The organism is Mesorhizobium sp. B2-3-10 (assembly GCF_006442275.1).
GTDB classification, from domain to species: domain Bacteria; phylum Pseudomonadota; class Alphaproteobacteria; order Rhizobiales; family Rhizobiaceae; genus Mesorhizobium; species Mesorhizobium australicum.
Genome location: NZ_VFVT01000006.1, coordinates 80,216 through 92,906 on the forward strand (window position 1 = coordinate 80,216; position 12,691 = coordinate 92,906).

The following is a 12,691-nucleotide window of genomic DNA, read 5'->3' on the forward strand; positions in this document are numbered from 1 at the left end:
TACAACGTTGCCGTGACAGGGATATGAAAATGGCGGTGGATCGCTCCACCGCCATTCGATCGAAAAACACTCCGATTCAAGCAGCGCGCTTGCGTCGGCGATCAGGCGTGATCGCTTCTTCGGTCAGCCGTTCGATTGCTTCGGCAAGACCAAGCGATTCCTGATCGCGCGAGCCGAGCCGGCGGATGTTGACCGTCTGCTCCTCCGCCTCGCGCTTGCCGCAGACGAGAATGACCGGCACCTTGGCCAGGCTGTGCTCACGAACCTTGTAGTTGATCTTCTCGTTGCGCAGATCGGCTTCCGCCAACAGCCCGGCGGCCTTCAGCTTTGCCACGACCTCGGTCGCATAGCTGTCGGCGTCCGAAGTGATCGTCGCCACCACCACCTGCAGCGGCGCGAACCATAGCGGGAAATGGCCGGAATAGTTCTCGATCAGGATGCCGAGGAAACGCTCCATCGAACCGCATATGGCGCGGTGCACCATGACCGGCTGCTTCTTTTCCGAATCCGAGCCGATGTAGAAGGCGCCAAAACGCTCCGGCAGGTTGAAGTCGACCTGCGTCGTCCCGCATTGCCATTCGCGGCCGATGGCATCCTTCAACACATATTCGAACTTCGGCCCGTAGAAGGCGCCCTCGCCCGGATTGATCGAGGTCTTGATCCGATTGCCGGACCTTGTCCTGATCGTCTCCAGCACGCCGCCCATGATCGCCTCGGCATGATCCCAGGCCTCGTCCGTGCCGACGCGCTTTTCGGGCCGCGTCGACAGTTTGACGCTGATTTCGTCGAAACCGAAATCGGCATAGGTCGACAGGATCAGGTCATTGATGCGCAGGCACTCGGCCGCCAGCTGTTCCTCGGTGCAGAAGATATGCGCATCGTCTTGCGTGAAGCCGCGCACGCGCATCAGCCCGTGCAGCGCGCCCGACGGCTCGTAGCGATGCACATTGCCGAACTCCGCCAGCTTCACCGGCAGGTCGCGATAGGATTTCAGCCCATGTTTGAAAATCTGCACGTGGCCCGGGCAGTTCATCGGCTTCAGCGCAAAGATGCGGTCATCGTCGGTTTCATCGCCGGCGACCGTCACCTTGAACATGGCGTCGCGGTACCAGCCCCAGTGGCCTGACGTCTCCCACAGGCTCTTGTCGAGCACCTGCGGGGCGTTGACCTCCTGGTAGCCCTGCTCGTCGAGCCGGCGCCGCATGTAGTTGACCAGGTTCTGGAACATCTTCCAGCCCTTGGCGTGCCAGAAGACCACGCCCGGCCCCTCTTCCTGGAAATGGAAAAGGTCCATTTCGCGGCCGAGCTTGCGGTGGTCGCGCTTCTCGGCCTCCTCCAGCATCGTTTGGTAGGCTTCGAGCTGCGCCTGGTCGGCCCAGGCCGTGCCGTAGATGCGCGTCAGCATCGGATTGTTGGAATCGCCGCGCCAATAGGCGCCGGCCACCTTCATCAGCTTGAAGGCGTTGCCGATCTGGCCGGTCGAGGCCATGTGCGGACCGCGGCAGAGATCGAACCAGTCGCCCTGCGCATAGATCTTGAGATCCTGGTCCTCGGGAATGGCATCGATCAGTTCGAGCTTGTAGCGCTCGCCCTTGTCGGCAAAGACCTTTTTTGCCTTGTCGCGCGACCAGACCTCCTTGGTGAACGGCTTGTTGCGCGCGATGATCTCGCGCATCTTCTTCTCGATCACCGGGAAATCGTCCGGGGTGAACGGCTCGTTGCGGGCAAAGTCGTAATAAAATCCGTTCTCGATCACCGGTCCGATGGTCACCTGCGTTCCCGGCCATATCTCCTGCACGGCTTCCGCCAGCACGTGCGCGGTGTCATGGCGGATGAGTTCCAGCGCGCGCGGATCGTCGCGGGTGATGATCTCCACCTTGCCGGATTTGCCCAGGGGATCACTGAGGTCGCGCACCGTGCCATCAATGGCATAGGCCACGGCCTTCTTGGCCAGCGACTTCGAGATCGATTCGGCGAGACCCGCACCGGTCATCGCCGCGTCGTAGTCGCGCACGGAGCCATCGGGAAATGTCAGGGAAACGGAATTCAGCATATGGTTCTCCTATCCAGTCCCGCAAACGAGCGCGGGTGGTAAATGCAGATCATCAGCGGTTCGGGGCTGCGACCTGCCAGGGTGCCGGATGTGTCGGCGGCGGCAGTCTTTTATGAGCAGATGCCGCCGCCGTAAAGCCCGGCTCACTTAATCAGCCGTGGCAGATCCTTCAGGAACGCGGCCCGTGTCGCCAACCCCTTCGGCAAGTCGGTGCGTTTCGTATCGACGACGAGCCGGGCGAACACGATCTGGCGGCCGTCTTTCCCAGCCCAGCCGACAAACCATCCGAGCGAGCGCTTGTCCTTGCCGCCCGCGCCCAGCCTGGTCGTGCCGGTCTTGCCCTGAACGGCCCAGTCCGCAGCCTTGAAGTTCGGCATGATGGCGCGTGTCATTTCATGCGCCTTGGCCGACACCGGCATTGTGCCGGCGAGCAGTTGCCGCAGGAAGGCAACCTGTTCGACTGGCGTGATCTTAAGCGAGGAGTTGACCCAGGAATGGGTGAGCCCGTCATTCTTGCCGGGATTGCCGGAAACGTCTTTGTTGCCATAGTTGAACTTCGATACGTAGCCGGCAAATTTCTGAGTTCCGAGCTTGCGGGTGATCTCGCGCGAGAACCAGATGATGGAATCACGTTCCCAGATCGTCGGATCGACGGTTTTCTGGTCGCGTTTCACCGCGTTGAACTCGGGCTTGTAGTCCCATGCCGGGGTATGTTCATCGACAAGGATGCCCGCGTCGTAGCCGATCAGCGAAAGCGGCACCTTGAACGTGGAGGCCGGGCTGAAGCGCTGGTCGCAGATACCGTCCTGGTAAAGCGTCTTGCCGCTCTGGGCATCGGCGATCAGCGTGCACTGCACATCCGCTAGCGGCGCCGATTGCGCGCGCATCGGAAATCCCAGCAGCCAGGCGAGCAGGAACAGGACACCAGCCATGATAAAGGGAAGACGATCGACATTGCGCATTTTCTGCTCGCTCCAGAAGGGGGTTCGCGAGCGGGCTTAGCGAGGTCTCTTGTCTCGATTTTGTCTCAAATGCGCAGTTGTTGTGCAGGCTTGCGTTAACCCTACCGGAGCGTAAACAGCGCGGTGTGACCAGCCACCCTAGCCCTGCGCTCCGCCGCGCTTGCGGCCGACCCGCCAATAACGCCAGGGCATGAACCAGACGTAACGGTCCGCCAGCGCTTCCGGAACCAGATCGATGCCATGCGTGCCGAATGGGCCGCAGCGCAGCACGCGGAACAACCCCATCCAGCCGCCGGCCCAAAGGCCATGGCGGGCGATCGCCTCATGCGCGTATTCCGAACAGGTCGGCAGATGGCGGCAGGAATTGCCGACAAAGCCGGACAGCGTCAGCTGGTAAAACCGCACGACCGAGGTGCCGAGCAAGCGGCCCGGCGTCTTGCGCCAGGGGCCGGGCCAGTTGCGGCCGCGCCTCGACGCTCCGGCTGTATGCGCATGCCTGTGCTGGTCGCCCACTGCGATCTCCGCGTTTTCCAGCTGATAGATGTGCGCTTGCACCAGAGAACGCAATCCCGATCGCCGTGCGGTCACGGGCGGGAACGGCGAAATGGCCGTCGGTCGGCTGGCGGCGCCCAGCGGCCAGGATGAGACCATTCTTCGTGATGCCTTGTAGCGCGTCTTTCGTCGCGCCATTGGAACGTCGCGATCCGTATGACGTCGCCAAGGATCTCAAGCAACTGCATCATGGCGGCATCTCCTTGAAGACGATTAGACCGCCGCTGGCCTTCGCCTTCAAACGAGTATAATTCCGTTTCGGATAATCCTGGGTTATGCGAAATGAAGCGTGGACGCTTGCCCCTTACGGCGTTGAGGAGCTTCGAGGCGGCGGGGCGGCATTTGAGCTTCAGCAACGCCGCCGAGGAGCTTTTCGTCTCGCAGGCGGCGATCAGCCGGCAGATTCGCGAACTCGAAACCTTCCTGCGCCAACCGCTTTTCGAACGGCACCATCGCCGCGTCGAACTGACGGATGCAGGCCGTCGGCTGCTTGCTCAACTGGTCAGAAGTTTCGACGACATCGACAAACTACTCTCGGAACTGGTCGCGGTTCCCGCGCAGGCCGTGGTTCGTGTCAGCGTCGAGCCGTCGATTGCATCCGTCTGGCTGGTACCCCGGCTCAACCGGTTTCGCCAGTTGCGGCCCGATATCGACGTCTCCCTCGAAGTGGACCCAAGGCTGATCGAGTTCCGCAGCGACCAGCCCGAACTTGCCTTACGTTTCAGCTCGAACGCGACGTCATGGCCCCGCAGCGAAGCCGAGCGGCTGGCCTCGACAGTCGATTCGCCGGTTCTGTCGCCGGCGCTGCTTTCATCGGGCCCAGCCCTCGGGAAGCCGGCCGATCTTGCTCGCTTCACGCTTTTGCACGAGGAAAACCGCCAGGGTTGGACGCGCTGGTTCGAGGCGGCGGGCGTACCCGCCAACGCCATGCCCACGCGCGGGCCGATGCTTGCGGACGCCTCACTCTCCAAGCAGGCCGCGCTGCTCGGCCACGGCGTGGCGCTGGGCGATCTCCTGCAGATTGGAGAAGAATTGGAGACCGGAGCACTGGTCAAACCGTTCGACATCGATGTCGCATCCGGGGCCTATTGGCTGGTGGCCAGGAGTTTGCACAGTCTCTCCGAACCGGCCGCGGCCTTCGCCGACTGGCTAAGAAGCGAATTCATCGAAAGCAGGCGAGCGCTGAAAGCTCCGGCCTGAGCCGTGCGCTGGCCGGAGCCGGCTACTTTACCTTCTTGTATTTTCCGAGAAGTTTATCGAGGTCGTTGATGTCCATGGACGGATGTCCCGCCGCCGGGTCGACTGCTGGGTAGAATGTGACGACGATGTCGCGCCACAAATCATAGTCGGCGCCGTAGGACGCCAGCCCGGGAAACGGCGCGCAACGCGTGATCGCGCGAATGGCGGCTTCGGCAACCTTATGCCTTGCCGATGTCACGGGGCCGACGATTTTTGGCGGCCCGGCGAGCGATCCGTCCTTGTTCAGGCTGATCCGGACGCGTGCAGTATTTGTGGCATTTGCGGGCACGTTCCAACAGGGCTGGACGGCCCTCATGAGATAGTCGCCGATATCGCGCTGGACTGCTGGTTCCGCCCCGCTTGAGCCACCGGCCGACACAAGTGAAGCGGCAAGAGTACCGGCGAACACAAAGCCATGGCATGAACGACCGCTCTGGCGGGATCCGCTCACCGTAAGCTCGAAGACCACTCTCAGGCCGCTTCGTCGGCGCGCTTCTTCTCGATCTGGCCGATGGCGTCGACCACGGCGTCGAAAGTCAGCATGGTCGACGCGTGACGCGCCTTGTAGTCGCGCACCGGCTCCAGATAGCCGAGGTCGGCGAAGCGGCCTTCCGGCGGCGCGCCGTTCTCCTTCAGCATCTTCAGCATGGTCTCGCGCACCGCGCGCAATTCCTCAGCGCTGGCGCCGACGACATGTTGCGCCATGATCGAGGACGATGCCTGTCCGAGCGCACAGGCCTTCACGTCGTGGGCGAAGTCGGTGACCACGCCGTCCTCCATCTTGAGGTCGACGGTAACGGTCGACCCGCACAGCTTGGAATGCGCCTTCGCGGTCGCGTCGGGATGATCGAGCCGGCCGATGCGGGCGATATTTCCGGCAAAACCGAGAATTTTCGCGTTGTAGACGTCGTTGATCATTATTTTCCAATCCGTCGCCGCCAAGCGAACAGCGATTGCCGTTGTTGCGTCTTTCATTCGCTCGGCACGGCCATATATAATGCTGGCAGTCCGGTATCGACAAGGCGGCGAACGCCACTGTCCTTGCCGGGAAGTTCACGCCGCTTACGGGGCTGGAAACGGGGCGAGTTTCCGACACCGAAAGGTCGTGGTCCGTTCAACTCGTTCCTCCTCAGAGAGGAACTACGGGAGACGCCTTTTATGGATGCCGTCATCAAGAAACTAATGCCCCAGTCCGCCTATATGGAAAAGCCGGTCACCGACCGCCCGAGCGAGGCCGAAGTCGAGGCCGCCGTACGCACCTTGCTGCGCTGGACCGGCGACAATCCGGATCGCGAGGGTTTGATCGACACGCCCAAGCGCGTGACCAAGGCCTATCGCGAAATGTTCGGCGGCTACGACATGTGCCCGGCCGAGGAGCTTGGCCGTACTTTCGAGGAGGTCGCCGGCTACGACGACCTGGTCATCGTCAAGGACATCCAGTTCCATTCGCATTGCGAACATCACATGGTGCCGATCATCGGCAAGGCGCATGTCGGCTACCTGCCCGACGGCAAGGTCGTCGGCCTGTCCAAGATCGCGCGCGTCGTCGATATCTTTGCCCATCGGCTGCAGACGCAGGAAGCCCTGACCGCCCAGATTGCCGGCGTCATCCAGGATGTGCTCAACCCGCGCGGCGTTGCCGTCATGATCGAGGCGGAGCACATGTGCATGGCCATGCGCGGCATCCGCAAGCAAGGTTCCACAACGCTGACCTCCACCTTCACGGGCGTCTTCAAGGATACGCCCGAAGAGCAGGTTCGTTTTGTCACCATGGTGCGCGGCGGCAGGGCGTAAGCCCTTTGCCGACGTCGCGGTCAACAGGAAGATAGACCGGCAATGTCGGCACTGGAATTTCCGGAAGCTCCCTCGGACAAGAAAGCCTTGGAGGAAGGCGCGGTGTTTTCGCCGCGCTTCGATGCCGCCGGTCTTGTCACCGTCGTCGTCACCGATGCCGCCGACGGCATGCTGCTGATGGTCGCGCATATGAATGCACGGGCGCTGGCTCTGACGCTGGAAACAGGCATTGCCCATTACTGGTCGCGCTCGCGCAACACGCTCTGGAAGAAGGGCGAAACCTCGGGCAATTTCCAGCATGTCGTCGAGATGCTCACGGATTGTGACCAGGATGCGGTGTGGCTTCGCGTGAAAGTGTTGGGCCACGACGCAACCTGTCACACCGGCCGGCGTTCTTGCTTTTATCGGACGGTGGGGCTGATCGACGGCAAGGGGACGCTTGCCGACGACGGCAGCAAGCCGCTGTTCGATGCGGAAAACACGTATCGGAAGCCATCAGCTTGAACCTTCTGCCTGACACCGACCACATAGATTCATCATTTCGATACGGCCCGTCCGTATACTAGCCTGGGACAAGGGAGATCATGATGCTCGAATGGGCGTCATTGCGTAACAGACCAGATGTCAGGGAGGCCAACGGCCTGTCCTCGGCAGGCGGCGCATCCGAAACAACCTCCCCCAAGAAAACAGGTATTTCGCTCGCGCTCGGTGGCGGTTGCGCCAGAGGCTGGGCTCATATCGGCGTGCTGCGCGCGCTCGATGAAGCCGGCATCGAAGTCTCGATGATCGCTGGCACCTCGATCGGCGCCCTCGTCGGAGGCTGTTATCTCGCCGGCAAACTGGATGAGCTGGAAGAGTTCGCCCGCAGCCTCACCAGACGACGTATCTTCGGCCTGCTCGATCTCAACCTGCGCGGCAGCGGCCTCTTCGGCGGGATGAAGCTGGACGCGCGCCTGCGCGAGCACGTGGCCGGCATCCGCTTCGACGATCTGCCCAAGCCATTTGTCTGCGTCGCGTCGGAAATCCGCACCGGCCACGAGATCTGGCTGTCGAGCGGATCGCTGATCACCGCCATGCGCGCGTCCTACGCGCTGCCTGGCGTGTTCGAGCCTGTCGATTGCAACGGCCGCGTGCTGGTGGACGGAGCGCTGGTCAACCCGGTGCCCGTTTCGGTCTGCCGCGCCTACGAGCAGCCGCTCGTCGTGGCGGTCAACCTCCACTACGACCTGTTCGGCCGCGCCGCCGTGATCAAGCACAGCGCCGGCGAGCTGGTTATCGAAAAGGATGCGCCAAGGCCCGGCCAGGTCGACGCCCAACACCAATCGCACCAGACGCGTTTGGGCATCACCGGCGTGATGGTCGAAGCCTTCAACATCATCCAGGACCGTATTTCGCGGGCGAGACTTGCCGGCGATCCGCCCGACATGTCGCTGCAACCCAAGCTCAGCCATATCGGCCTCACCGAATTTCACCGGGCCGACGAGGCGATCCAGCTCGGCTACCAGGCGACGATGGCGCAGATCGGCGAACTGACGCGGCTGCAGACGGTTCTCGCCTAGACCATTTCCTCAAGTTGTATTGGCCTCAGGACAACTGATTGCAAAACGCAATTGGTTATGGTGATCTGCGTCAATCCAGGCGGAGGTGCCGATGGCCAGGATTGTCTATTCCATGCTGACGTCGTTGGACGGCTATATCGCCCGATCGAACGAGGACATCGGCTTGCCAGTGCCCGAGGCGGAACTGCACCAGCATTTCAACGACATGATGAGACAGGCCTCCGCCGTGCTCGCCGGACGGCGCATGTACGAAACCATGCGCTTCTGGGACAGCCCTGAACGCGAGACCGGCGCCACCGAGGTCGAGCGGGATTTTGCCCATGCATGGCGCGAAACGCCGAAGATCGTCTTCTCGACCACGCTTCGGCAAGTCGGGCTCAATGCCCGGCTGGTGGATGGCGATGCGGAGGATGCGGTACGATCTCTCAAGGCGCAGGCCGATGGCCTCGTCATCCTTGGCGGCGCCGATCTTGCCGCCCCTCTGGCACGAGCCGGCCTCATCGACGAATACCGGCTCTATATGCATCCCGTGGTGCTGGGTGGCGGCAAGCCATATTTTCAATCCGGCCTGTCGCTGGCGCTGACCCCGCTCGGCACGCAAAGTCTCCCCCAGGGCGTGACGTTGCTGCGTTATGCGCCGGCCGGCTGAATTGCGCGGGTTTCCGGCGCGCCCTACGCCCGCGCGGCGTCGATGATGCGAAACTGCACCGTACGGTTGCCGTTCCAGTAATTGCCCGACAGCGAGCCGGCGACATGCACCGTCTTGCCGCGGTTCTTGGAAAGGAACTCGCCAAGCACCGTATCGACGGCGCGAAAGGCGATCGCCTGGATGCGGCCGCCGCTCTCCGACTGTAAATCGGCGCGAATATGGTTGGTGCCGACCGGCCTGATGTCGGCCAGCCGATGGCGCGGCAGCACGAAAACAGGCGCGACATGCCCGGCACCGAAGGGCCCCGCCTTTTCCAACGCATCGAGCAGGCCGAGCGTCGCGCCTTCGGCGGCAAGCGCGCCGTCTATCGCCAGGCTTTCCTCATCCTGCAACCTGAAAACGTCGGCGGCTGCCCGCTCCTCGAAGAAGGCCCTGAGCTCACCCAGTCTTGCCCGCTCGACGGTGATGCCCGCAGCCATGCCATGGCCGCCGCCCTTGACGATGAGCCCGGCATTGGCGGCTTCGCGCACCAGCCGGCCAAGGTCGAAACCCGACACCGAACGGCCCGAGCCCGTGCCGGTGCCGTTGGCGTTGAAGGCGATGGCAAAGGCCGGCCGCCGTGCGTGATCCTTCAGTCGTGAGGCAAGCAGGCCTACGATGCCGGGGTGCCAGCTGTTGCTGGCGGTGACGACGATCGCCGGGCCGCTGCCGCCCGCGAGCTCGGCATCGGCTTCGGCGCGCGCGGCGGCGAGCATCTCCTGCTCCATCAGCTGCCGCTCCTGGTTCAGCCGGTCTAGCGTCTCTGCGATGGTCTGCGCCTCGACGGGATCGTCCGTTGCAAGCAGCCGGCTGCCGAGTGCCGCATCGCCAATGCGCCCGCCCGCATTGATGCGCGGACCGATCAGATAGGCGAGATGGAAGGTGCTGATCGGCTCGCCAACGCGCGACACTCGTGCCAGCGCGGCCATGCCTTCATTCTTCTGCTGTCGCGCCACTTGCAAACCCTTGACGACGAAGGCGCGATTGACGCCCGTGAGCGGCACCACGTCGCAGACGGTGGCAAGCGCCACGAGATCGAGCAGGGAAAGCAGGTCGGGCGGCGTGACATCGCTCAGGCCACGCAGCACCTTTGCGGTCTGGACCAAGGCGAGGAACACGACACCGGCGGCACAGAGATGGCCCTGTCCGGAAAGGTCGTCGTCGCGGTTTGGATTGACGACGGCAATTGCCGCAGGCAAGACGCCGCCGACCTGGTGGTGGTCGAGCACCACGACATCGGCGCCGGCGGCATTGGCCGCGTCGATCGAAACGGCGCTGTTGGTGCCGCAATCGACTGTGACGATCAGCGTCGCGCCGCGCGATACCAGTTCGCGCATGGCATCGGGATTGGGACCGTAGCCCTCGAAAATACGATCCGGGATATAGATTTCGGACGGCACCGAGAAATGCGTGAGAAACCGCTTCAGCAAGGCCGACGAGGCCGCGCCATCTACGTCGTAATCGCCGAAGATCGCAATTTTCTCCCGCGCCATGACGGCGGCGGCGATGCGGATAGCGGCCTTGTCCATATCGGTCAGCGAGGCCGGGTTCGGCAACAGGTCGCGGATCGTCGGGTCCAGAAACCGCTCGGTCTCATCGGCGGCCACGCCGCGTCCGGCAAGAACGCGCGCGACGATGTCGGGCACGCCATGACCCTGTGCGATGGCGAGCGCGATCATGTCCTGCCGTTCGGTCAGCCGGTGCTCCCAGGAGAGACCGGTTGCCGACTGCCTGACATCGAGGAAGAGGCGCCTTTCGCCCATCATGCGCTTTGCCAACTCATGGTTGGCGGCAGGATAAGCCAAAGGCCGCGGGAGACTTCAAGAAAAACTACGCTTTCCGCCTTTCAGCCGTGCACCCACCGTTCGCTGGCCGCCCGAGACATCAGAGGCCGCATGCCGATCGGGCGGTGTCATCGTTAAACCCTTGCCGCCATCGGAGGCAGCCAGATGGCTAACAACTGCGGCCCGGCTTCGCAAGCGGGTCTAGAACTTATCCATATGCTGGTGCCTGGCCTTGATCTCGCGCACGGTCCGCGATGACGATCGCAGCACGATCGTGTGGGTGGTGATGTATGTGCGGCCGAACTTGACGCCAGCCAGCATGTTGCCATCGGTGACACCGGTGGCCGCGAACAGCACGTCGCCGCGCGCCATGTCTTCCGCTTGATAGATCCGCTTCGGATTGGAAATGCCCATCTTTGCGGCACGTGCGACCTTTTCCGGCGTATCAAGGATCAGCCTGCCTTGCATCTGGCCGCCGGTGCAGCGCAACGCCGCCGCGGCCAGCACGCCTTCCGGCGCGCCCCCGGTGCCGAGATAGATATCGATGCCGGTTTCTTCCGCGTCCGTGGTGTGGATGACGCCGGCGACGTCGCCGTCGCCGATCAGCCGGATCGCGGCGCCCGTGGCGCGCACGGCATCGATCAGCTTGGCGTGGCGCGGACGGTCGAGAATGCAGGCCGTGATGTCGGACACAGCAACGCCCTTCGCTCGCGCAAGGCTGGCGACGTTTTCGGCCGGCGAGGCGTCGATATCGATGATCCCGTCGGCGTAACCGGGACCGACCGCGATCTTGTCCATGTAGACGTCGGGCGCGAACAGCAGGCTGCCCTTCTCGGCGATCGCGATCACGGCGAGCGCGTTCGGCAGGTTCTTGGCGCAGATCGTCGTGCCTTCGAGCGGATCAAGCGCGATATCGACCGCGGGCCCTTTACCGGTCCCGACCTCCTCGCCGATATAGAGCATCGGCGCCTCGTCCCGCTCGCCCTCGCCGATCACCACCGTGCCCTTGATCGCGAGGCGGTTGAGCTCCTCACGCATGGCATCGACGGCGACCTGGTCGGCAGCCTTTTCGTCGCCGCGGCCGCGCAGCCTGGCGGCCGCGACCGCGGCCCGTTCGGTGACGCGCACCAGTTCCATGGTGAGTATCCGGTCAAGGCCGGCGACGATGTTCTGGGCCACATTCATTCGGCAAATCCTCGTTTGATGCCGCCTCCCGCCAGAGGCGTGCTTGTTTTGTCAAACGACCATGACAACGGCAAGACCTGCCGGATGGTTTATCGAAAGGATAGCAATATCAATCGATTGAACCGAATTTTTGAAAACAATGCCGGCCCGGTTTGGGATCAACCGGGCCGGCACGAAACAGAAATTGCCGTCTTCGTGGTCCTAGAAAACCGCGAGGTATTTGAGCAGCGAAATAATGCCGATGATGATGACGATGACCTGGACGATCTGCCTCATCCTGGCGTCGAGCGGCAGCCGCTGCACCAGGTAGAGAACGAGAATGATGACCAGAAATGTAATCAGGATGCCGATTAACACGGACGAAGCCATAATGCCCTCCTTAAATGACTTGCTGAAACGGAGAAATGAGCCGGCATTGCCGGCTCAATATCGGCGCGGTCAATACCAGCGGCGCGACGTGTCGTTCATCGACTGGCCGACGGCAATCCCGGCCAGAAAGCCGAGCAGGCCGATCACGCCAAGCACGGCTGTGGTCGTGCCCGGATTTTCACGCGCGACTTCCGAAACGGACTGGGCCTGGCTGCGCAACTGCTGCGCTGTCCGCGAGGCGCGGGAAGCGGCAGTATCGTAGAAATCCGATGCTTGCTCACTGGCATCATCGAGCATTTCCGCGCTGCGCTGCGAAATGCTCTTGTTGATCTTGGTGATCTCCTTGCGCAGGTCGGCGATCTGCTTTTCCAGCGTCTTCTGGATGTCGCCGATGTCAGGGGCGTCGGATTTGTTGGTATCGGCCATGAAGCGGCTCCCTTGGTTGCTGACCAAGAGAACGGTACCGACGCCAATTCGTTCCGGCGGCAGCGGGATGTCCTCACCGA

General features: G+C 62.7%; 14 protein-coding genes. 5 read left to right on the forward strand and 9 right to left on the reverse strand.

All coding sequences use genetic code 11. From position 1 onward, the window contains the following. Window positions 1-76: 76 nt before the first annotated feature. The 3 genes from thrS to yidD form a co-directional block, all read right to left on the reverse strand. Window positions 77-2,053: a threonine--tRNA ligase gene (gene thrS / locus FJ943_RS18490; protein ID WP_140723641.1), complete on the reverse strand. Its 1,977-nt coding sequence runs from the start codon at window positions 2,051-2,053 to the stop codon at window positions 77-79. 143 nt (window positions 2,054-2,196) lie between these two features. After that, on the reverse strand, window positions 2,197-3,015 hold the full coding sequence (gene blaOXA / locus FJ943_RS18495; protein WP_140723644.1) for a class D beta-lactamase: 819 nt from the start codon (window positions 3,013-3,015) through the stop codon (window positions 2,197-2,199). Window positions 3,016-3,153: 138 nt separating this feature from the next. Further along, a complete protein-coding gene (gene yidD, locus FJ943_RS18500; protein WP_140724160.1) occupies window positions 3,154-3,528 on the reverse strand; it encodes a membrane protein insertion efficiency factor YidD in 375 nt (124 codons plus the stop codon). A gap of 321 nt (window positions 3,529-3,849) precedes the next feature. Here yidD and FJ943_RS18505 point away from each other — a divergent pair, with 321 nt between their 5' ends. After that, entirely contained in the window at window positions 3,850-4,767 is a 918-nt protein-coding gene (locus FJ943_RS18505; RefSeq protein ID WP_140616125.1) for a LysR substrate-binding domain-containing protein, read from the forward strand. Window positions 4,768-4,789: 22 nt separating this feature from the next. On the opposite strand, the gene FJ943_RS18510 is transcribed toward FJ943_RS18505, so the two are convergent. Further along, the gene (locus FJ943_RS18510) at window positions 4,790-5,275 is read right to left on the reverse strand and encodes a cell envelope integrity protein TolA (protein ID WP_140723647.1); all 486 of its coding nucleotides are present in this window, start codon (window positions 5,273-5,275) and stop codon (window positions 4,790-4,792) included. Between the two features lie 2 nt (window positions 5,276-5,277). Continuing rightward, window positions 5,278-5,724 carry an iron-sulfur cluster assembly scaffold protein gene (locus tag FJ943_RS18515; protein ID WP_015317578.1) on the reverse strand — a complete coding sequence of 149 codons (447 nt, stop codon included), beginning with the start codon at window positions 5,722-5,724 and terminating at the stop codon, window positions 5,278-5,280. A 240-nt stretch (window positions 5,725-5,964) separates the two neighbouring features. Between FJ943_RS18515 and folE the strand changes: the two genes are divergently transcribed. From folE to FJ943_RS18535, 4 genes are all read left to right on the forward strand, one after another. Beyond that, a complete protein-coding gene (gene folE, locus FJ943_RS18520) occupies window positions 5,965-6,600 on the forward strand; it encodes a GTP cyclohydrolase I FolE (protein WP_015317577.1) in 636 nt (211 codons plus the stop codon). 42 nt (window positions 6,601-6,642) lie between these two features. After that, window positions 6,643-7,104: a phosphoribosyl-AMP cyclohydrolase gene (gene hisI, locus FJ943_RS18525; protein WP_015317576.1), complete on the forward strand. Its 462-nt coding sequence runs from the start codon at window positions 6,643-6,645 to the stop codon at window positions 7,102-7,104. An 83-nt stretch (window positions 7,105-7,187) separates the two neighbouring features. Beyond that, window positions 7,188-8,159, forward strand: a complete 972-nt coding sequence (locus FJ943_RS18530) for a patatin family protein (RefSeq protein WP_015317575.1) — start codon at window positions 7,188-7,190, stop codon at window positions 8,157-8,159. Between the two features lie 91 nt (window positions 8,160-8,250). After that, entirely contained in the window at window positions 8,251-8,808 is a 558-nt protein-coding gene (locus FJ943_RS18535; RefSeq protein ID WP_140723650.1) for a dihydrofolate reductase family protein, read from the forward strand. Between the two features lie 23 nt (window positions 8,809-8,831). On the opposite strand, the gene recJ is transcribed toward FJ943_RS18535, so the two are convergent. The 4 genes from recJ to FJ943_RS18555 all read right to left on the reverse strand — a co-directional run bounded on the left by recJ (window position 8,832) and on the right by FJ943_RS18555 (window position 12,611). Continuing rightward, the gene (gene recJ / locus FJ943_RS18540; protein ID WP_015317573.1) at window positions 8,832-10,613 is read right to left on the reverse strand and encodes a single-stranded-DNA-specific exonuclease RecJ; all 1,782 of its coding nucleotides are present in this window, start codon (window positions 10,611-10,613) and stop codon (window positions 8,832-8,834) included. A gap of 219 nt (window positions 10,614-10,832) precedes the next feature. Further along, window positions 10,833-11,816 (reverse strand): class II fructose-bisphosphatase, encoded by a 984-nt coding sequence (gene glpX, locus FJ943_RS18545; protein ID WP_140723653.1) that lies wholly within the window; start codon window positions 11,814-11,816, stop codon window positions 10,833-10,835. 201 nt (window positions 11,817-12,017) lie between these two features. Continuing rightward, the gene (locus FJ943_RS18550; RefSeq protein ID WP_015317571.1) at window positions 12,018-12,185 is read right to left on the reverse strand and encodes a Thivi_2564 family membrane protein; all 168 of its coding nucleotides are present in this window, start codon (window positions 12,183-12,185) and stop codon (window positions 12,018-12,020) included. 69 nt (window positions 12,186-12,254) lie between these two features. After that, complete coding sequence (locus FJ943_RS18555; protein WP_140723655.1) at window positions 12,255-12,611, reverse strand: hypothetical protein; 357 nt, start codon at window positions 12,609-12,611, stop codon at window positions 12,255-12,257. Between the last annotated feature and the right edge of the window lie 80 nt (window positions 12,612-12,691).